Genomic DNA, 21148 nt, shown 5'->3' with positions numbered 1-21148 from the left:
TTCCTTTATGTGCGCTGCAGCAGTACATTTATTAGCAAACTGTTGTCGGCGCGTCATGAACTGATGAGATTTATTATCTTCCCGTGAGCTTTACTTGCTTGAAGTGTTTTTCATAACAAAATCAGCGTACTTGCTTACATTCACTCCCTTTTGTTTACCTAGGTTTGTGCCCCGTCGCACGGTTTAGCTCTGTCTAATCCTTAGAATTCGTGTTTTTGTTTTTACCAAGGGAACGAATCGAATGAAATCTAAACTCTTAGCCGTGACGATTGGCGCACTGTTAACCACACAATTAACCGGTTGTATGGGACAAATGGGTCTGAGCCAAATGGTGACTAAGGGCAACTTAAGCGCGGTGGATAACCGTTATGGCCGTGCTGGCTTATTTATTCTGTTAAGCCCAGTGTATGGTCTGGCGGCAACGGGCGATTTGTTTATTGTTAACACTATTGAGTTTTGGACGGGCAAGAACCCGATCACCGATAAATCCCCTGCGGTCGTTGATATGCCTGTGGACGCGATTTTTAAGGTAAATCCCCATGTGAGTGATGAGCTGAAATCGGCGCCCGTTAAACTGACTCAGGCGCAAATTGCCTATCCGGATGAGCACACTGTGACTATGACCTTAGCCTACGAAGATGGCAGCACTCAATTATTGTCGGGCCGTAAATCGGGGGATGATGTGGACTTTTTCCTCGACGAGACTTTTATTGCCCGCGTGAGCAACCAAGAGCTGGTGGCCTATAGCCAAAGTCGTTTACAAGGGTAAGCCCTGAGGTGTAAAGATTTAGAGGCTTAGGCTCAGAGTTAAGCATTTCGCTAAGCCAACCCATTAATCATATTGGTTAAGGGGTTGGCTTGATACTTTCGCCTATCTCAATACTCGGTGAAAAAACGCCACGGATTGTTGATACATTTGCAGCGCCAGCGCGGGATCGTAGCGCTCCCCCTCATCACGCATAAAGGCGTGCTGAGCATTAACCTCTAACCAACTGAAATTGCGGTTTTTAGCCATCAATTGTTGGTGGATCAATACCCGACCTTCGGGCGATACATGGGGATCTTGCTTGCCAAACACTAACACTAATTCCCCTTGAATATCGCCACTGCGACTCAGTGAGTCATTGCCGTAGGCACAGGGCAGGGTATTGGAGTGAATGTCGGTCGGATAGAGGCAAAACGCCCCCAAAATCTCGGGATTGAGTGCGGCGCGGTAGGCTAAGTGGCCGCCAATACACACGCCCATACTGCCGACTTTACCAGTGCAATAACTCTGCTGACGGGCAAAATCGATAAGGGCTTGGGTGTCGCTGTCGTGCTGTTCTAAGGGCTTGGCAAATTTATCGGCATTGCCTTTATCTTTACCCACATCGTCGTAGGCCAGCACTGTGCCGATCGGATTAAGCTCGTGGAAGACTTCTGGCACTAACACCGCAAAACCATGGCCTGCGAGAATAGTCGCGGTGCGGGCGATGGGCGCGGTTTGCTGAAAAATCTCAGAATAGAAGAGGATGCAGGGGAATTGCCCTGGGGCATCTGGGCGATAGACATAAGTGCGCATCGGCCCTGTGGGCGTGTTGATATCCTGAGTTTGCTGAGTCACTAACATATTTAGTTTCCTCTGTGAGGCTTCAATGTTGAAGCCTCACTTTAGCAGTCAGGTATGGTTCTGTCAGTTAAAACAGTTCGTTACCAGAGCGCTCGCCCGCGAGTAGGGCTTTGACGTTGCTCAGGGTTGTATGTGCAATCGCGCCTAGCGCCTCTTCGGTAAGGAAGGCTTGGTGACCGGTAAAAATCACGTTATGGCAGGCGGATAGGCGACGGAACACATCATCTTGAATGATTTGGTTCGACTTGTCCTCGAAAAACAATTCTTTTTCGTTTTCATACACATCGAGCCCTAAGGAGCCAATCTGGCCAAGCTTTAAGGCTTCCATCGCATCGAAGGCGTTGAGCAGACCGCCGCGGCTGGTGTTGATCACCATGACGCCGGGTTTCATCTTGGAAAAGCTTTCTTTATTCAGCAGATGGTGGTTATCGGCGGTTAATGGGCAATGCAGGCTGATAATATCGCTGTTGGCATAAATGGTATCCAGATCCTGATATTCCACATTGAGCGCTTCGACCGCAGGATTTGGGTAAGGGTCAAAAGCTATGACTTTACAGCCAAAACCGAGCAATACTTTAATCGTGGCGACCCCGATCTTACCTGTGCCTATTACGCCAACGGTTTTGCCAAACATGTTAAAACCGACCAAGCCTTCAAGGGAGAAGTTCGCATCACGGGTGCGTTGGTAGGCCTTATGGATTTTCCGGTTTAAGGTCAGCATTAAGGCGACAGTATGCTCGGCCACAGATTCGGGGGAATACGCGGGCACGTTGACCACTTGCATGCCCAAGCGTTTGGCGGCGACTAAGTCGACATTGTTAAAACCCGCGCAGCGCATGGCAATGATTTTCGTGCCACCTTTGGCAAGCTCGACCAACACTTCTTCACAGAGGGAATCGTTAACAAAGGCGCACACCACCTCAAAACCTTCGGCAAGCTTAACGGTTTGCATGCAGAGGCGATAATCGAAATACTCAATTTGCGCACCAAATGCGGCATTTGTACGGTTAAAATGCTGCATGTCATAGTGTTTTGCGCTAAAAAATCCAATTCTCATTTCAATCACCTAAAGGTTACATTGTTACTGGCACTGAGTGTATGTGACTCGGCGACGTTTGTCCTCTGGTGATGAATTTACCCCGTAAAAAGAGTGAGCTTTGTCATCAATTGCACAAAAAATCATAAAAAAAGCGAGCCCCTGACGGCTCGCTTGTACTGATAAGCTTGAAGATTCAAGCTGGGCTCAAATGGGTCGTGCTATGTGAGCCTTAGGTTAGTCCCTTAACCTAGAAACGTTTGATACTAGTGGTCTTTCGCGTATTTAGCGGCAGATGCACCCGCGATACGGCCGTAGGTCACGATATCAGAGATGGCGTTACCACCTAAACGGTTAGCACCGTGAACACCACCAGTCACTTCACCTGCAGCGTATAAACCGCTGATAGGTTTACCGGTTTTTTCACTCTTCACTTCGGCTTGAGTATCGATAACGATACCACCCATAGTGTGGTGAACCGCTGGTGCGATTTCTAAAGCATAGAAAGGCGCAGTGGCGATTTCACGTGGCAGGTTTGGACGCTCGAATTGCGTGTCTTTACCTGATTTCACAAAACCGTTGTAAGAAGTGACGGTTTTCGCCAGTTCAGCGGCAGGCACATCGAGTTGTTTCGCTAAATCTTCGATGGTTTTGCCTTCTTTAACGATGTTCAAGTGAACATAACCTTCGATGGCTTTTAAGCTCTTACGGATAGAGTCATCGAATACTAGGTAAGCGCTTTCGCCTTTCTGTTGCAGAATCGCTGCAGACGCTTTATCACGGGTCGTGATTTCGTTCATGAAGCGGTTACCGTCACGGTTAACCACGATAGCACCGTTACCACGTACCGCTTCGGTGATCATCACACCACCGGCTGGTGAGTAAGTTGGGTGAGCTTGGATGTATTCTAAGTCACGAGTTGCTGCGCCTGCTTGCAGCGCAACGTCTAAGCCGTCACCGGTTGCACCTGGGTGGTTAGTCGCTTTAAAGCCTTTTAACTTAGGATCGTACTTAGCAACGCGGTCGTTGTTTTTCGCAAAACCACCGGCAGCAATCACGACGGCATCGGCCTTGATCACATAGTAGCCAGTGTATTCACCTTTCACTAAAACACCGGTCACTTTGCCGCTTGCATCTTCAAGGATGCGGACAACACGGCTGTTTAAACGAATGTCAGTACCACGTTTAACGGCGTTGTCCCACAGCACTTGTGCAACGTGTGCACCCACACCAGCACCACCAGTTGGACGGTGACTACGGTTAACGCTTGCGCCACCCATACGGCCCACGTCAGTCATGTCGGCACCCATAGAGGTTAACCAATCGATAGAGTCTGAAGAGTTGTTGGCCAGGACTTTCACTAATTCAGGATCGTTGATGTTACGACCACCTTTCATGGTGTCGTCGATCATGATTTGTTTCTTATCTTCGATACCTAACTTAGCCTGTGGCTTAGTTTCTGCAGCGTTCATACCGCCGGCAGCCAGTTTAGTGTTACCACCTGGGATAGGTTCTTTTTCTAACAGAATCACATTCGCGCCAGCATCACGGGCTGAAACGGCGGCAGCAAGACCTGCACCACCCGAACCGATAACTACGACGTCTGTGGTTTCTTTCACGCCAGCGGCAATGGCTTTATCTTGAGCCGCTTTGTCTGCATCAACAGGCACAAACTTACGTTCCCACTTGCCGCCAAATGGCATATCGAAGCCGAAGCTGTGGCAAGCGTCACAATAAGTTACTGATTTTTCGTGGCCTTTGTGGCAGCTGGTACAAGCGATTTCACCGATTAAGTGAGATTTGTGCGGAGAAACTTTATCTTTTGGCGTTGCTGCAGCCTGTTCTTTTAAATCACCGTGGCAGCTAACACATTGGGCATTTTCATGGGTCAGGTTGTCGTTAGTCACGCCACCTTTGTCTGATACGTGGCAGCTATCGCAGCCACCCATTTCACCGTGAAAATCGGCTAGTACTTCTGGCGCGGCATAGGCTGTGCCTGCCATTGCACCAGAGATCAGCATGGCTAGTGCTGTTTTTTGAATCTTTCTTGTGAACATAATCGTTCCTCCGCCGTACATTTCATCTACTTAATAAGGGTTATTCATCATGGCGTGATATTTATATTTTACGTGGCTCACGCGCTTTTAGAGTATTCTCCATGAACAAAGTTACCACTATCTAAAGAGGTATATGCGTACTTAGGTCACATAACGATTGTTGCAAAAGGAATTACATATTTGAAATGTGCAACATGGCTGAAAATATTAACGAAATTGAAGTTAATCACTCAGTGAATACGGTATAACTTGCGTGAGTTAACATATTTTAATGGGCTAAATTATCATTACTGAATTGATGTGAGAAAATAAAGTCTTGTACGGTGGGTTTATTTTAACTTCATAATTTTTATGATTTATTTTTGATTTGATTATTTAGTTTAAATATTCGAATATTTATCCTGTGAGTATTCAGTAAATAATTAAATCTCACCAGTGTTTTTTGAGAAAATAACATGTATTTTTTCAAAAATGTTACTTGAGTGGTGCTAAGGGGTTAAATCTATGGCAAGGCAGCAGATGTCTGAAAGACGTTTTTGGGTACAGCGGCTGAGTAAAACAACCCTAAGAGCCTTACATATATTGGGGATTGCCGGAGCGGGCGGCGGAATATTATTGAGCGTCGATAAATCCCTATGGCTCAATTATTGGTATCTGGCGATGAGTACCGGTAGCATATTGATGTTGTGGGAAATTATTCGAGATTGGCGTTGGTTAATTCAACTGAAAGGCGTGTTAACTCTTGGGAAATTAGGGCTACTGTGCCTGTTTGTGCCGCTTGCCAACTACAAGCCTGAACTGTTTATCTTAGTGTTATTTTTATCTGTGATAGTATCCCATGGCCCGTCGGGGCTGAGACACTATTCGATAGTCCATCGCAAACAGATAGACACTAAAAAAGAGATAAAGGGATGACACACGCCACACTCAGCAATGTCTCGAGCTTAATTACCCAGTTTTCATGGCCAGAGCTTACAGGGTTTAAGGTATTGGATTTAGCCTGCGGTTCGGGCCGAAATGGTCTGTGGTTTCTCTCCCAAGGTTGTGAAGTGACCTTTATCGACCAGGATTTGAGTGCCTTGGCCGAGCTGACACACGACAAAGCACATCAATGGCAGTGGAATTTAGAAGACGGCAGCGCGCCTCAGTTCCCCCAAGAGTCCTTTGATATTGTATTAGTCTTTAATTACTTACATCGACCACTGTTCCCGCAAATCGCTGCGAGCTTAAAGCCCGGCGGACTGATTGTGTATGAGACCTTTACTTGGCAACAGGCGCAAATTGGCCGACCTCGCAACCCTGATTTTTTACTCACAGAGAACGAACTGCAATCCGTATTTGCTAACTGGCAACCTTTGCATTACTTTGAAGGTCGGTTAAGCGATGCTGCTGGTACTGAAAGTGCCAAGGCGCAGCTGATCGCTCGAAAACCCTAGACATCACCCCAACGCGGGGCGACTGACCGTATCAGTATTGAAGAAGTTTAAGAGGCCAAGGATGTTCCCGTATCCAGAGCAGTATCGTGTTGCCACGCCACCTTTAACCACGGCGCTGATGGTGGCTTGGGCGCTGTTGAGTCACAGCCTATTAGCCGATGCCAGCCCTTTTGCCTTGTATCCGTTATTTATGTTGTTCCCTGTGGTGATTGGCCTGCATCTGTATTTGATTTGGCTGGCAAAGGGAATGAGTCGGCTGGATCAATGTTTCTATGCCTTAGTGCATATTCCACTCGCGTTTGTGGTGTGGACATTCACCATTATGCATGTCAATGGTAATGCCTTTTCTTAGGGCTGAGTTAGGTAGAGCCTCAGGTTAGTCCGCTTAAATGGCTTAACTCCACTCAAATGCCTTAAACAAAAAAGCGCCCCAATATTCGGGGCGCTTTTTTATCAATCTCTTGCGGGTGCTATTGCGAGTGGATTAGGCCGTCGTGTTGATATTGTGGCCAGTATTTCCCACGGGTTGAGGTGCGGCTGCGTTAATTAAATCAACGGCAATTTGACCTTCAGCCTTTTGCTGCTCTTTGGCTAACTGCGCCACTTTAACGCCAACGGCACCATTTTCTAAGTTAGGCGTGATAGCTTGGGTGTTCAGTGAAATAGACATAACTAACCTCAATTGAAAGCTGAGCCTTTGTATCGGCAAGCTCAGGTTTTACTTTAGTCCTTTATCCCGAGTTTGCCAATCCAAAACCCAGCTAATGCTTATGCCGTTTTATTCGCTTTGGCCGTGAGCAACTTGCGACTGAGCACTATGATGGCGGTCAAGCCCAATGAGCCTAGAATTAATCCCAGTGCCAGCCCAACACTCTGCAGCGCCGTGGGATCTAACACTAGCGCGACACCCATACCAAACATCATCACACCGGACATCAGCTTGAGTGCTTGACCTTCTTTTTCGGTCAGCTTGCGTTTACCTAAGGTCGCACTAAACACAATCACAATAATCGCCAGTGGGATCACATAAACAATATTGTATAAAACCAAATACATATAGCGCTCAATGTCCGGCAGATTATGCATGGATAGCACGCTGGTATAAATCATCGGGAAGCCCGCAGTACAGAGTAGCTCGTAGGCATTGGCTAAAATGGCCAGCACGGTTGAGCCGACAATCAGCGCGCCTAAGCTGCTGGAGTTCGACAGTTTACCCATGCGTTTGATAAGGCTAGTGCGGTTTTCCGCCGACATTGACAGGGTGACGTCACCCTTAGTGAAGAAGTAATCCTTCACGTTTATCGTGCCTGCGATCAAGGCTAAGATCCCTGCGGCTAAAATGATCATCCCGCCATCGCTGCCCGCGCCTAACAATTGGAAAATGTTTAGCCAAGCCGTCATAAACAGGAAGTAAATAAAGCCGGAGAAGAACACGAAGATGCCGCCGACTAACAGCATACGACTGCGGCTCTTAGCGTTAACCATAATCGACAATAAAAACAGCAGCACGAAGAAGGCGCAGGGGTTAAAGGCATCGACACCCGCCAGCACTAAGGTGAGCAAGGGAAGTGACATGGTCTCAGGCGTCACTACACCCACAAGTGGTAACTCAACGGGTTGCACTTCGGCTTGATCGTTACTTGCAAGGCTGGTGGCATCACAGGTGCCTTCGCCAGAGTCGGTTCCACAGGTGCCAAACAGGGGCTCATTATTGGTGGCCGCTGCAGCCGTTGTCCCTGTGGTTGGCATATCTGCTTCACTTAACTGGCCGCCTAGGGATAAGTAACAGTTCTTCAAGCGATTCACTAAAAACTCACCTGTCACCGCCTCGCTGGAATAACCGACAATGGCTTTTTCACAGCTAGCCATATAAGGCACAGAGCGAGCCTCTGTCGTGGTTTTGGAGGCGATATTTTGCCAAATATCCTGCACGCCAGGGGCCGAAACCATATGGGATTCGAGTTCTATCCAAGGATATTTCTGCGGTAGTGAGTCGATAAAGGGATGGGCCTCGGCGCAGTGCGGGCAGGTTTTCGACCAAAAGAAGTAGAGCTTGATCTTCAGCTCTCCTTGGGCGTTCACATAATGCCAAGTTTGGTCCGGGTTATGAGTTTCTTCGGCCCAGCTTGGTGTGCTCAGCATGGCCAGAGCAAGGGAGCATAGCAGAGCGAATTTGGTTAAGTATTTAGTCATGGCGCCTCCACAATCGTGGGGTTATAGGTATTTAAACGGTTCTCTGACTACTACTCTACTGAATTCAATCCCCTTGATTAAATTGAGCATTAAGAAATGTTAGTTAACTCGCGATTAGCTGTTTTTTGGGAAGTTAGGCAGGTTTATGGGAAGGGCGATTCGCGGCAGATAACTAAAAAGCACGCTGAGGTGCTTTTTAGACGATAGTGACTGTTGTCTTTTGGGCTTAGTTTAACGCCACGCCATTAACACTCAGTTTTACATCGATATTATTGCGTGTAGCGTTGGAGTATGGACAAACTTGATGGGCATGACGTACTAAGGCTTCGGCCTCGGCTTGTGGGAGGTCAAGATTCACCTCTAGGGCGACGGTTAAGGCGAAGCCTCCCGCATCATTGGCACTAATGCTAACTACTGCGCTGACTGGCGCTTCAGTAATGGCCACTTTGCCGATTTTGGCGACGTGTAAAACCGCATTAGAGAAACAGGCCGCATAACCCGCTGCAAACAGTTGCTCAGGGTTGGTTGCCAATCCACTTCCGCCCATCGCCTTTGGATAGGCGAGTGCAACATCGAGTAAACCATCATCGGTACTGACTTGGCCTTGGCGACCGGCTCTGGCGGTAGCTCGAGTTTCATATAATGTTTTCATATTTCGTTCCTCATAGTGATAAATAGTAATTTAAATTGTGCACAATTCAATTGTGCTAAACTATAATTCGATTTTTACCCTGAATGCAAGTATATTGTGCGCAATATATTTAAGTTTTTTGGTAAGACTATGCCTAATTCAGAGTTAACATCCTTAGATAAAACGTCGGATACGGCGGAAAATACCCAAGCAGACAATGCCTTATGTTTAGAGAATCAGGTGTGTTTCTCTCTTTACAGCGCAGCCAATGCCATGGTGCGCGCCTATCGTCCTATGCTCGATAAGTTGGATTTAACCTATCCCCAATACTTGGTCATGCTAGTGTTGTGGCAGGAGCAGGGGATCAGCGTGAAGACCTTAGGGGATAAATTGTTCCTCGATTCGGGTACGTTGACGCCTCTGTTAAAACGTTTAGAGTCGAAGGGATTGGTGAGCCGTGGACGCAGCAACCAAGATGAAAGGGTTCGAGTATTGTCTCTGACAAGTGCAGGGCAGGCGCTAAAGCTTGAGGCGAGTGAGATCCCGCATCTGATGCGCTGTAAAATTGGTGCTGAGATAGAAGATCTTAAGGCGCTTAAAGCCATGTGTGACAAAGCTTTAAAGCAATTGCATGCCAGTATCGAATAGTGTGAAAGCCAATCTGTGATAGCAAGGGAGTGGAACATGGATAAACGCAGCATCAAGGCGCTGGGATGGATAAAGCCGATATGAGTTCATACGATATTGCGATTATCGGTGGTGGGATCAGCGGTGTCGGTATCGCCCAATACGCGGCGGCGGCGGGGTATTCGACCCTGCTTATCGAAAAAGGCGAGATTGGCGGCCAAACCTCGGCCAATTCCAGCAAGTTAATCCACGGTGGGTTGCGATATCTTGAAAGCGGGCAAGTGAACTTAGTGCGCAAATCCTTGCAGGAGCGGCGCCATCTGCTCGACTTCGCGCCCAGCTTAGTCAAAGCCGTGCCTTTTTACATTCCCGTCTATCAAGACAGTCAGCGTAACCCTTGGACAATTCGGGCGGGCTTGAGCCTATACGCGCTACTCAGCGAATTTGATCCACTTGGCCGCTTTGTATCTATTCCCGCCGTGCATTGGCATCGTTTTAACGGGCTTAAACTCCAAGGTTTGAAGGCCGTGTTCCAGTATTGGGACGCGCAAACCGACGATAAATTGCTGACCCAAGCGGTGGGCCGTAGTGCCGAGGCATTGGGCGCCCATGTGTATGCCGAGGCGGAGTTTTTACAGCTTAATCACCTGGGTGAGCAGATTGACCTAAGCTTTCGACATCGCGGCGAAGTGCAGCAGATTGACGCTAAGCTGGTGATTAATGCCGCTGGTCCTTGGGTGAATGAGGTGATAGCAAAGGTGTCACCTCCCTTGGCTGGGGTTGAGCTGGATTGGGTGCAGGGCGCGCATTTACTGCTGGATTTACCCGCCCCCGACGGCATCTTATATTTAGAATCTTGCTTCGATAAGCGGGTGATTTTTGTGATGCCTTGGTATGGTCAAATGCTGATTGGCACCACGGAAACTGTGCTGGCATCTTTAGACTCACCGCTCCAAGTAACAGAGTCCGAAATAAATTATCTCTTAGGGATTTATCGGCACTACTTTCCTCTGTCGCCATCCATTGATGAACTCAAAACCAAGATAGTGCAGACCTTTTGCGGCGTGAGGGTATTACCTAAGCAAGCGAGCTCTGCCTTTGAGCGCCCAAGGGATACACTAATGCAAACCTCAGTTTCTCACCCGAGATTACTGAGTCTCTACGGCGGAAAGCTCACAACTTTTAGGAGTACCTCGGCCGAAGTGCTTGAGTGGGTTGAACAAAAACTCGGAAAACGCACTCCGATCGCCGATGTAGATAGCCTGAGATTAAGTTAATCTGAGCCGGGCTATTGGCCAATGCTGTACTTCAAGGTGATTTTTCGGCGTAAAAACGCTAAAGTGTGGCGCTTTTTGACTGGGGCCTTAATGTGTTTGTTATGCTTCAGTTGTCATCCAAATTTCACTCGCCATCTCAATAGATAAGATAGACGGGCACTGCTGTGGGTACGATGCTGTGAGTACATTAGTACAATGTGGGTATTTTGAACGAGGCCAATGCCAATCCTGTCGCCATATTAAGCTCCCTATGGCGCAGCAACTGGCGGCTAAAACCCAAGAATTGCAGCAATTGTTAGCGCCTTTTGTCGATAAGACCGAACCGCAGTTTTTACCTCCGGTTGTGGGTGACAGCAGCGGTTTTCGTAACAAGGCGAAAATGGTCGCCTTGGGTGCTGCTCACGCCCCCGTGTTGGGGATTGTTAGCCCCAGCGGCGAAGCGGTGAGCCTGTGTGACTGTCTGTTATATCCTGTTGATATGCAAGCCTTGCTTCACCGTTTAGAGCGCTTTGTGCAGCTGGCGGGCATTCCGCCTTACCGTGTCGATAAGGCCAAGGGCGAGCTTAAATTTATCCTACTGACGCGCAGCCAAGTGCGCGGCGAGTATATGTTGCGGTTTGTGCTGCGCTCGCGGGATGCCATCGCCCGTATCGAGCGAGAATTGCCAGCGCTGATGGTGGAATATCCACAGATCAAAGTCGTCTCTGTCAATTTGCAACCTGTTCATATGGCTATCTTGGAAGGTGAAGAGGAGATTTTCCTCACCGAAAATACTCGTCTCGAAGAGCGCTTTAACGATGTGCCTTTGTTTATTCGTCCCAAGAGCTTTTTTCAAACCAATCCGCAGGTGGCGGCAAAGCTGTATCAAACCGCCCGTGAGTGGGTGGCCGACTTCGCGCCAGCTTCCCTTTGGGACTTATTCTGTGGGGTAGGTGGCTTTGGTTTGCATTGTGCTAGCAAGGAAATCCCACTGACAGGGATTGAAATTGAAGCCGAAGCTATTGCCTGTGCTAAAATGTCGGCGCAGTTGATGGGATTGGATAAAGTAGAGTTTATGGCGCTCGATTCCACCGACTTTGCCAAGGGCGAGGCGGCGCAAACGAAGCCTGAGCTGATTATTGTCAATCCACCGCGCCGCGGGATTGGTGAGTCCCTGTGCGATTCCTTAAGTGAGTTTGCGCCTAAGGCGATTTTGTATTCCAGCTGCAATCCTAAAACCTTAGCCAAAGATCTCGGCCATATCCGTGGCTATCGGTTAACTAAGGTGCAGTTATTCGATCTTTTTCCTCACTCTGATCATTTCGAAGTGTTAGCCTTATTAGTCAAAGACTAAACCTCAGCACTCAATTACTCGGCGTCAGTTTCGGCTTTAGGCGTTAAGGCATCGTCCCAGCTAATGCTGATTTCGGCGCCGCCTAAGGCCTGTGAGCGGCTTAACTCCAGTGTGCCATAATGCCAAGTGGCAATTTTCTTGACGATATACAAGCCTAAACCATAGCCACTGGTATCGCTCTGCTGGCTATCCCGCTCGAAGGCGGCCACCAGTTTTTTGCCTTTACCCTCAAATCCTGGACCATCATCCTCGACGCTGATCCGATTTATGCCACCTTGCTGATGGAAGTGGACATGGATGTCATGTTGGGCGAAACGCATGGCATTTTGGACAAGGTTTTGAATCGCAATCGTCATCGCAATCGGGTCGAAATGGGCCTGCTGCGCCTCATAGTGAAACACAATATTAAACTTAGGTTGGTAGATAGCATATTTGTGGGCCAATTTTTCCATAAATAATTCAATGGATTGTGATTCTTGGCTGAGAGTTTCTTCCTTATGCTCTAGGCGAGCAAAAGACAGATAATTCGCTGCAAGTTGTTCAATATCATCGATATCTTCATTTAAGCGGTTAGCGTAATTAGCATCGATTTGTGGCCGAATAATTTCCAGTGCAAAGCGCATTCGCGCAAGAGGTGTGCGTACCTCGTGGGAGATGGTGCGGGACAGCTCCTTGTGCATCTGAATAAAGTCGACGATTTGGTGGCTGACGCTGTTAAACGCTTTAGCAAGCGGGAAAATTGCCGAGTGTTTATGGATATCCTGAGGTCGTTTACGCGGGGCTTGGCCAAATTCGATAGCGGCCTGCTGCAAATGGTTAAGATCCCGAAATACCGGCCAGATCCACCAGAGGGCAACCAAGCAGAGTGATGAATATAACCCCAATAAAATCAAACTGGTATTGCGCTCCTTCGGTACAGGTGTTTGCACTGGGCCTAGCACTAAGATATGGCTGCTATCCTTATCGAGGCGATAATAATAGAGCTCATTACTGCTATGGCGCAGGGCGATTGTCGCCCCCTGTTGCAGTGAGGATTGCAAATTTTCTGGCAGCGAGAGAGAGGCAACGGGAATGCGCTTTATCTTAGGTAGTTGCTCATCATAATTTTGCAGTAGGTCGTCGACGTCGATTTGGTAGTTGTATTCGTCGTGGGCGAAATGTTCGGCGAGCTGACCAAAGCTCCAGATCACGATTCCGCAGGACAGCAGTAAAAAGATAAACAAGCGGTAGAACTGAAATTTCATTTGGATTAGGTCCGACCTTGGGTTGGTAAGTAATTGAATAAATAACCTTTCCCATGAATAGTCGTTATGGCCAGTCCCGGTACATTCAGCTCATCTAAACGTTTACGCAGGCGGCTGATTTTTAAGTCGATAGCCCTGTCTAAACCATCATATTCGCGGCCCACGAGTTGTTCGAATAAAAACTCCCGCGATAACACTTTGCCGGCGTGCAGGGCGAAGATCCACAGCAGTGAAAACTCCTTAGTGGTAAAAGATAAGGCTTCATCCCCCAGATTCACTTGCTGTAGGTTGGGGTCTAAAAATAGGTCGTGTAACTTAAGTTTACTGCGGCTACTGCTGGATTGCTGTTTGCGCAGGTTGGCCTTAATCCGCGCCAGCAGTAAAGGCGGTACTACGGGTTTGAGCAAATAATCGCAGGCGCCAAGATTTAATCCTCGAATTTGGTCGGCATGATTATCGAGCGCCGTCAGGAAGATAATCGGGCAGGGATAACTCGCCGCTAACTGCGGGTAAATACTAAAACCATCTTGCCCTGGCAGCATGACATCGCAAATGATCAGGTCAAACTCATCGGTATCCCGGCGGATCAGCGCGTCTTCGGCATTATCTAAATGGATAAGCTTGTAACCTTCTTGGGTTAAATAAGTGCAGACCAGTTCGGCAAGGGGTTGGTCGTCTTCAATTAACAGGATTTGCGATAAGGGTTCAGGCATTGGCGCGCTTGTCATAATAAGTTCCAGTTCAGTCCACGACGTCTTCTGGGGTTGGCGGGTTCAAACTTAGCGACTTTGACTAATGCTGTGGTTACTAAGCTATTGTTTTTGGGATCCCTGAGTTCGAACAAGGTATCTTTCGCTAAGGTCAGTTGTATTTGGTATTTAAAATCGAGCCTATCTTGAAAGCAGGCGATAGCAACGGTTTCTGTCGTGAGCCATACACAGAGTGATTGCGGAATATCCGATTGATACTCAATGAGTAAGTCTAAGTGGCAGTCGGGCTTTTCTAGTGTCACTGCACAGGTATTTGGCGTGATCCTCAGTTCGTCGGCAAGGCAAGATAGGCTGACGAAACAGGCGATAATTAAGCTGCAATAGGTGCAGTAGGTGAGCCACAGCGAATTGGAATGGTATGCCTTAGAAGTCATAGCTAATTCCAACAAATCCAGAAACATAGCCAGCTTTATCTATCAATACGCTGTCAGTGATTTCTTGTCCTAACCAAGTATATTCGAGTATAGCCACAAAATTAACGCTGTCGAAAATGGGCACATTGACCACGCTGCCGGCATGGTAATTGATGGCGGCTGAGGGTTGATATTTGGTTCGCAGCGGGCCTTCTTCCTCTTTAGTGAGCTGATAGTAGTAGCCGACGAGGTTTTCACTCTTGCGAATTGCCCCAATCTCAAAGCCGAGCGCCCCCCATGAAAACGCCTGACTGCGTTTGAGTCTAAGCTGGATCTCGTTACCTTGGTGAACGCCGGTAATATCGTGGAAGTAACCTAGGCTGATATCGAGATAGGGCGTCACCCAAGTGGCATTGAGTCCACCTAGGTAGGAAAGATTGCGTTCAATTTCCTCGAATTTGACGACTTTAGGATTGATGGGCTGCTTCACTGGGGTATAACCTAAAATATCACTCAGTAATAGTTTATTCAGTCCATCGAATTCGTAGAAAAAACCGTCCTCATTAAAACGTGTCTGTAGGTCGACAATAAAGCTTTCTGACTCGTACAGGCTGTAACCTAAGGTGAAGTTTTCGACATAAAAGTTCTTACCGTAGTAATACCAAGTGGGCAGTATCCAAGTGTTGATATTTTCAACTTTTGCCCTTGGGTTTTCGAGTGCGCCATAACCTGCGGCAAGGGAAATCTGCCAGTCTCCGGCGGAAACTGTTTCAATTTCTTTAGCTTGCAGTGTGGTGCACCAACTCAGTAGTAATACGAGTGGTAAACATTGTTTTCTGACGTTAACTGTCACTTCTTAGATAATCCCCAATGTTGTTTAAATGCATTGCTAAACCGCATTAAGACGAGCCTCAGCCTATCATTTTGTTCACAGAATTTAAGCATAATTATTCATGGTGCTACAAAATGCTACATCTTTGTCAGTAAGCCTTTGTGTAATCAGTGTGTTTTTGTTGTGTTAATGGGTTGTACAAAATGCTACGTAAAAGTGTTGCTGTTTTCTCCAGCTTGAATGCTTAGATGGTTGGCCGCTAGGCAGCTTGTCCGTGATAAACGGCTTGCGATAACAATAATGGAGAAAGCAAAGTGAAGCTTAAAATACTAACTTGTACTATTGCTGCCGCCCTTTATGGTGCTGGTGCTATGCAGGCTGCTGCTAGCATAGGCGATGTACATCAACTTAAAGGTTTGCAGTTAACACCAGAACAAATTGCAAAGTTAAATGCCCCCCAAGCCGAGATCGATGATTCGGCACAAGGGGTTGGACTCAACCTTCAAATTACCCCTCAAGCTAACAAATTCGAATATGAGGAAGGTTTGACCGGTGAGCAGATCTACATCGTTCGTTTAAACCAAAAACCACTGGCACAAGTGAGTACGGAACTGTTTGCTAGCAGCAATGCCAGCAAAACTGTTGCGAAATCGTCAAGCCAAAAATTATTCGTTGCCGGACAACCTGCAAGTAGCGCGGTAAAGAACTACCGTAGCCGCTTACTCGATAGCCAAAGACAAGTGATTGCCGATATTCAATCGACCGTCGGTGCGCGCCAAGTTCGCCAACAATTTACTAATGCAGTGAACGGTTTCTCGATGGCGATGACACAGGAAGAGGCGCAGCGTGTGTCTCAGTTAGCTAATGTGTCTTCAGTACGTCGCTCGAAAAACTATGAGCTATTCTCGGATGCGGGCCCTGAGCTTATCCAAGCCGATAAGATTTGGTCGGGTGAAGCGACTGAAGCCGTACCTTACAAAGGTGAGGGGATTATTGTTGGTATCGTCGATACCGGGATTAACTCAGATCACCGCTCATTTGCCGCTGTCGGTGACGATGGTTATAAGCACAGCAACCCTTGGGGCGCCGGTAACTACGTAGGTGACTGTACCAAGAGCGGTTTTGAGACCATGTGTAACGACAAGTTAATTGGCGTTCGCTCTTATCCTGTGATTACCGATAATTTTACCAGCGGTGTTTATGGTGCGACTCGCCCTGCAGTAGGTGAAGACTACCAAGGCCACGGCTCACACGTTGCTTCTACCGCAGCGGGTAACGTGCTGCTGGATGTGGATTATGTTAGCCCAGAAGGTGGCAAAGCCGTTTCCGATGGCGCTGTGATTAAACCGAATCTGTTCCCGCGCATGAGTGGTGTTGCTCCCCATGCGAACATCGTCGCTTACCAAGTCTGTCATCCGGATAACCAGCTGAATGCAGGCTGTCCTGGTGAGGCGCTGATTGCCGGTATTGAAGATGCAATCAGCGATGGCGTTGATGTCATCAACTTCTCCATCGGTGGCCAAGATTCAAACCCTTGGGTAGATGATGTGGAATTAGCCTTCTTGTCTGCTCGCGAAGCCGGTATTTCTGTCGCGGTGGCGGCGGGTAACTCAGGCCAACCAGCAGGTTATAAAGAATATTTTGGTCTGATTGACCACGCATCACCTTGGTTAATGAACGTAGCGGCCAGCACCCACGCCCGTGAAGTTGAAATCACGACTAAGCTGATTGACCCTATGGGCGGCAGCGAAACGCCAAAATGGAGCGAAATTGTCGGCGGCGCGATCAACGCGGCACCAGTCACGGGTATGGTGGTTAACGCTAAAACCTTTGGTGATGAATACTGTGCTAAACCTTTCCCTGCCGGTACCTTCGACCTTAAGGATGGCGACGGTAACCCAACTGACGTGATTGTGGTTTGTAAGCGTAACAGCTTAAGCGATACCAACGGTATTGCGCGTTCCGTGAAGGCGGACAACATCAAAGCGGGCGGCGCCGATGGCATGATCATGTATAACTATGCTAACGGTGATGCCCTGGTGCCAACGGCTTCTTACTCAGTTCCGAGTATTCATATTACTAAGGAAGAGTGGGACGGTCGTTATGATAACGGCATGGCAGGTTATGGCTTAAGTGATTGGCTGGCAAAAGGTAACTACCACATGCTGACCATTTCTGGCACGACCATCGAACGCACTATCGACCCAGAGCGTGCAGATTGGTTAGCGGCATTCTCCTCTCGTGGCCCAAGCCCATCGACGCCTGAAGCGTTGATCCCTGCGGTTGCGGCGCCTGGCGTGAACATCTATGCGGCCTTTGCCGATGAACATCCATTTAGTGGTTCACCTGCATCGGGTGACTTTGCCTTCTTAAGCGGGACTTCAATGGCATCGCCGCATGTGGCGGGTTCGATGGCCTTGTTACGCCAAGCTCAGCCAAGCTGGAGCGCGACTGAAATCCAATCGGCATTGGCGATGACGGCTGAAAACAAAGTGCAATACTATCGCTTGGATGACAAGAATGGTGATGTGGCTTTAGCCTCAACTTACCGTGCGGGTACTGGCCGCATCAACGTGGCCAATGCGGTGAATGCGGGCTTTGTGATGGATGAAACCGTAGAGCGCTTTAAAGCGGCGGATCCACACAATGGTGGCGCTGTTCATAAGCTGAACATCCCACAATTAGTGAACTTCGAATGTAAGCCTAAGTGTCAATGGATCCGTACCATTAAGGCGACTAAAGACGGTACTTGGAGTGTCACTAACAGTGATGTGATCAACTGGAGCGTGGATTCACGTTCACAGTTAGTCCAAAACGGTGTGTCTATTAAGGTGTCACCAAGCGAGTTTACCTTAGCGGCGGGCGAGACCATGGATATCGTGGTTGAAGCATCAATCATGGATACCCAAGATTGGTTTAGTAACGCCGAAGTTGAGCTGCATTCAAACCTGATCTTCACCGAAGCGAGCGGCAAAGCCTCAGAGGCGCACTGGCCTGTGGTCTTTAAATACGACAAAAACGGCATGCCAGGACGTTTAAGCGCAGTGGCTCATCGTAATGATGCCAATGCTGTGATCAAAGGTATCGATTTACCTGAGGGCGACAACATCCATGGCCGTATTTTCAGTCCAGTGAAAGCAGATGTGAAAACCGTGGTGCTGCCAAAGGATGACGATGGTAACTTCCCTTGGGCAAGCAATACCGATTTAACGATCCCGATGGATCTGCGTATTGACGAAGCCACTCATGTGGAACTGATTGATGTACCAGCGAATGCGCGCCGTTTAATCGTTGAATCCTTCGGTACGACTCAGTCAGATCTCAGCGCGACTTTAGATAAAGGTAACCTGATCGTTTACGTCGGTAAGGACTATAACGGTAACGGTAAGGCCGATCCTTTCGAAGAGTTGCTTTGCGTGTCTAACCACATCCAATACAACAACTTCTGTAACATTAACCAACCAGAAGAAGGTCAGTATTGGGCGTTGTTCTACAACCCAAGAAAAGGCTCAGCGGCGAACAACTATCACAATGCACTGGAAGAAACCTTCCAATATGCGACGACAGTTGTAATGGACCAAGTTGCCAGCGATATGAGTGTTGAAGTACCTGCGAGCAATGGTCGCGATCCTATTGATATTAAAGTCAATTGGGATATGCCAGAGATGAAAGAAGGTGACGTGTATTACTCGTTACTGGACTTTGGAACCTCAGAGGTGAACGCGGGTAACATTGGTAAAGTCGCCTTTAAACTCGAGCGCGGCATCGATGATGTGCACTTAGACGCCACCCAAACGGCGGCGGTAGCGGGTGACCAGATTCCATTTACCTTCGAGGTACAACCTAACGATACCGGTGTTGACCGTGCATTTAGCATAGTTGCGAACATTCCGGCTGGATTAAGCCTGCGCCCTGAAGATGTACTGACTTCTTCGAGCGCCATCGTTAAGGATGTGAAACTGGAAAATGGCAAGCTGACTATCAGTGGTATTCAACCCGATACCCGCGATCTTGAGCCACGTTACAACGTCACCACTAACATTGATGACGCTATGTGCCGTACGCCAAACTTTGGTAACAAGAAACCGGGCGGTTATGTAAACTTAGAAGAGTTTGCTATCTACCCCATCTTCAGTGGTTTTGCGCCAGTTGAGTATGGTTCTAATGGTAAAGCGTTGAGCGGTAAGGATAATAACATCCTATATCGCAACGGTATTACCTTACCGATTAGCACTGTGTTTGGTGGTACTTATGATCGTTTCCACCTGTATAACAACCAAGACCAAATCAACATCTATAAACAAAACTCACTGGATATTCGTGGCCACGGTATTGTGTCCCTATTCCAAGGGCAGCCATTCTTCTATCCGTACCATGACATCTTCCCGTACAACAGCTTCCCATACGCTGCTATCGGTATGTTGTGGCGTGGATTTGGCCTAGGTGCCGGTGCGACTCAAGATATTCTGAGTGCGCCATTGGTTAATACATCAACTGAACGTGCGGGTATCTCTATCGCGAGTACTCAAACCGGTTGGGGTATCTTGGAATACGATAATGCTCGTTCTTACAAGCCATTAGGATACGATGCAAACCGTGTTTACCAGTGGGAAGAGAAGGACGATAGATTCGACTTCGAGCTTATCTTCAACGTGAACACCCGCTTCGGTGACGGTGAGTACGAGATGATGATGGCCTACGACAATATCAACTTTGGTTCACAAGATGGTCGTGGTTCTATCGGTCTGCAAGGCTTCCAAGGCGGTCTATATGCCTATGGCCCACTGCAGAAATACCTCGGTGAGCAATACGCCTTCGATAACCTGAAGGACAAAGTCAGCAATGGTCTCGTGATTTGTTACGACTACGTTGGCCCAGAGTCATCACAATTTGAAGTGACGGCTTGGACGACAGTTAAAAACACCGCTGCTGGCCAAGTGTTGACGGTTGATGCGGTTAGCCAAGTCGATGGTATGGCTGATATCAATATGAGCCACAGTGTAACTGTGCCTTCTAACATCAGCATTGGTGCGATTGCCGACCAAACGATCGCGGAAAACACGAGCTTAGAAGGTTTGAAGGTTGTGTTTGCCGATGAGCAAAACAGCGTGAACAAGATCACCGTAACGGGTGAGCACATCAGCGCTGTGGTAAATGGCAACACTTCAGGTTCAAGCATCACTATTACACCAGAAGCTAACTTCCACGGCGACGTAGAAGTCACAGTGACTGTGAGTGATGTGGAAAACCCAGCCGATGCAGCGAGCACTAGCTTTATGCTGACCGTTGAATCCGATGGTGTTGAACCGACTGCGCCTGTAACACCGACTACACCAGAAACACCGTCTGAAGAAAGCAGCGGTGGTGCATTAGGTGGTTTATCTATGCTACTGGCTCTCGGGGCATTGATCAGAAGAAGAAAAACTCACTAACCATGGGTTTGACTTCCTAGTCAATTGATATTTATCCTGAATTTAGGATGCCGGCAAATGGATTTTGCCGGCTTTTTTGTTTTGTGATTCTATTCGAAACGACAGTGTGATGGTTCAATCCATACCTACTCTGGTTTGTTGTATTTCGGTTTCTTCTCTCTGCTTACCATCCTGATATATCTCATTACTTCATTGTTTTTGATACAAAAAATAACAATTAAAACAATGTCTAAAATTTTGGCTTAGTGTGATTCTCTAATTCTTCGTTTGTAATCGATATGTTTTGTTTTTATTTGATGTTTTTCAAAGATAAATACT

18 protein-coding genes are annotated in these 21148 nt (G+C 47.8%); 8 read left to right on the top strand and 10 right to left on the bottom strand.

Annotation, left to right across the window (positions count from 1 at the left end; translation table 11 throughout):
• The first annotated feature begins 241 nt into the window (after positions 1–241).
• Complete coding sequence (locus tag M0415_RS13075; RefSeq protein WP_011718124.1) at positions 242–769, top strand: DUF3332 domain-containing protein; 528 nt, start codon at positions 242–244, stop codon at positions 767–769.
• Positions 770–871: 102 nt separating this feature from the next.
• Here M0415_RS13075 and M0415_RS13070 read toward each other — a convergent pair whose 3' ends face one another.
• The 3 genes from M0415_RS13070 to fccA form a co-directional block, all read right to left on the bottom strand.
• A complete protein-coding gene (locus M0415_RS13070; protein ID WP_249556139.1) occupies positions 872–1609 on the bottom strand; it encodes a dienelactone hydrolase family protein in 738 nt (245 codons plus the stop codon).
• Positions 1610–1676: 67 nt separating this feature from the next.
• Positions 1677–2666 carry a lactate dehydrogenase LdhA gene (gene ldhA, locus M0415_RS13065; RefSeq protein ID WP_249556138.1) on the bottom strand — a complete coding sequence of 330 codons (990 nt, stop codon included), beginning with the start codon at positions 2664–2666 and terminating at the stop codon, positions 1677–1679.
• 245 nt (positions 2667–2911) lie between these two features.
• Positions 2912–4702: a fumarate reductase flavoprotein subunit FccA gene (fccA, locus tag M0415_RS13060; protein WP_249556137.1), complete on the bottom strand. Its 1791-nt coding sequence runs from the start codon at positions 4700–4702 to the stop codon at positions 2912–2914.
• Positions 4703–5206: 504 nt separating this feature from the next.
• On the opposite strand from fccA, the gene M0415_RS13055 reads away from it, so the two are divergent.
• The 3 genes from M0415_RS13055 (at position 5207) to M0415_RS13045 (ending at position 6490) form a co-directional block, all read left to right on the top strand.
• A complete protein-coding gene (locus M0415_RS13055) occupies positions 5207–5617 on the top strand; it encodes a hypothetical protein (RefSeq protein ID WP_089067080.1) in 411 nt (136 codons plus the stop codon).
• Positions 5614–6138 carry a class I SAM-dependent methyltransferase gene (locus M0415_RS13050; RefSeq protein ID WP_249556136.1) on the top strand — a complete coding sequence of 175 codons (525 nt, stop codon included), beginning with the start codon at positions 5614–5616 and terminating at the stop codon, positions 6136–6138. Before M0415_RS13055 ends, M0415_RS13050 begins: the two co-directional genes overlap by 4 nt.
• 61 nt (positions 6139–6199) lie before the next feature.
• Positions 6200–6490, top strand: a complete 291-nt coding sequence (locus M0415_RS13045; protein ID WP_011621606.1) for a hypothetical protein — start codon at positions 6200–6202, stop codon at positions 6488–6490.
• A 132-nt stretch (positions 6491–6622) separates the two neighbouring features.
• On the opposite strand, the gene M0415_RS13040 is transcribed toward M0415_RS13045, so the two are convergent.
• From M0415_RS13040 to M0415_RS13030, 3 genes are all read right to left on the bottom strand, one after another.
• Entirely contained in the window at positions 6623–6808 is a 186-nt protein-coding gene (locus tag M0415_RS13040; protein ID WP_011718119.1) for a hypothetical protein, read from the bottom strand.
• Between the two features lie 98 nt (positions 6809–6906).
• Positions 6907–8331, bottom strand: coding sequence for a cytochrome C biosynthesis protein (locus M0415_RS13035; protein ID WP_249556135.1), 1425 nt, complete (start codon positions 8329–8331; stop codon positions 6907–6909).
• Positions 8332–8557: 226 nt separating this feature from the next.
• Positions 8558–8983 carry an organic hydroperoxide resistance protein gene (locus M0415_RS13030; protein ID WP_249556134.1) on the bottom strand — a complete coding sequence of 142 codons (426 nt, stop codon included), beginning with the start codon at positions 8981–8983 and terminating at the stop codon, positions 8558–8560.
• Between the two features lie 129 nt (positions 8984–9112).
• On the opposite strand from M0415_RS13030, the gene ohrR reads away from it, so the two are divergent.
• The 3 genes from ohrR (at position 9113) to rlmC (ending at position 12199) form a co-directional block, all read left to right on the top strand.
• Positions 9113–9610 (top strand): transcriptional regulator OhrR, encoded by a 498-nt coding sequence (gene ohrR / locus M0415_RS13025; protein WP_249556133.1) that lies wholly within the window; start codon positions 9113–9115, stop codon positions 9608–9610.
• Positions 9611–9690: 80 nt separating this feature from the next.
• Positions 9691–10866: a glycerol-3-phosphate dehydrogenase/oxidase gene (locus tag M0415_RS13020; RefSeq protein WP_249556620.1), complete on the top strand. Its 1176-nt coding sequence runs from the start codon at positions 9691–9693 to the stop codon at positions 10864–10866.
• A gap of 178 nt (positions 10867–11044) precedes the next feature.
• The gene (gene rlmC, locus M0415_RS13015; RefSeq protein WP_249556132.1) at positions 11045–12199 is read left to right on the top strand and encodes a 23S rRNA (uracil(747)-C(5))-methyltransferase RlmC; all 1155 of its coding nucleotides are present in this window, start codon (positions 11045–11047) and stop codon (positions 12197–12199) included.
• A gap of 14 nt (positions 12200–12213) precedes the next feature.
• Here rlmC and M0415_RS13010 read toward each other — a convergent pair whose 3' ends face one another.
• Genes M0415_RS13010 through M0415_RS12995 form a run of 4 tightly spaced genes read right to left on the bottom strand, consistent with a single transcriptional unit; the run spans position 12214 to position 15419 of the window.
• Positions 12214–13443, bottom strand: a complete 1230-nt coding sequence (locus M0415_RS13010) for an ATP-binding protein (RefSeq protein ID WP_088210289.1) — start codon at positions 13441–13443, stop codon at positions 12214–12216.
• A 5-nt stretch (positions 13444–13448) separates the two neighbouring features.
• Positions 13449–14171 (bottom strand): response regulator transcription factor, encoded by a 723-nt coding sequence (locus M0415_RS13005; protein ID WP_011718112.1) that lies wholly within the window; start codon positions 14169–14171, stop codon positions 13449–13451.
• Positions 14168–14587 carry a DUF3019 domain-containing protein gene (locus tag M0415_RS13000; RefSeq protein WP_220056414.1) on the bottom strand — a complete coding sequence of 140 codons (420 nt, stop codon included), beginning with the start codon at positions 14585–14587 and terminating at the stop codon, positions 14168–14170. Before M0415_RS13000 ends, M0415_RS13005 begins: the two co-directional genes overlap by 4 nt.
• Positions 14577–15419 (bottom strand): MipA/OmpV family protein, encoded by an 843-nt coding sequence (locus M0415_RS12995; protein ID WP_249556131.1) that lies wholly within the window; start codon positions 15417–15419, stop codon positions 14577–14579. Before M0415_RS12995 ends, M0415_RS13000 begins: the two co-directional genes overlap by 11 nt.
• A gap of 293 nt (positions 15420–15712) precedes the next feature.
• On the opposite strand from M0415_RS12995, the gene M0415_RS12990 reads away from it, so the two are divergent.
• Complete coding sequence (locus tag M0415_RS12990) at positions 15713–20830, top strand: S8 family serine peptidase (RefSeq protein WP_249556130.1); 5118 nt, start codon at positions 15713–15715, stop codon at positions 20828–20830.
• The last annotated feature ends 318 nt before the right edge of the window (positions 20831–21148 follow it).

Origin of the sequence: Shewanella sp. 10B, assembly GCF_023475885.1 — a bacterium.
GTDB classification, from domain to species: domain Bacteria; phylum Pseudomonadota; class Gammaproteobacteria; order Enterobacterales; family Shewanellaceae; genus Shewanella; species Shewanella mangrovisoli.
The sequence above is the reverse complement of the archived record's forward strand: the minus strand, read 5'-3'. Positions and strand labels throughout refer to the sequence as shown.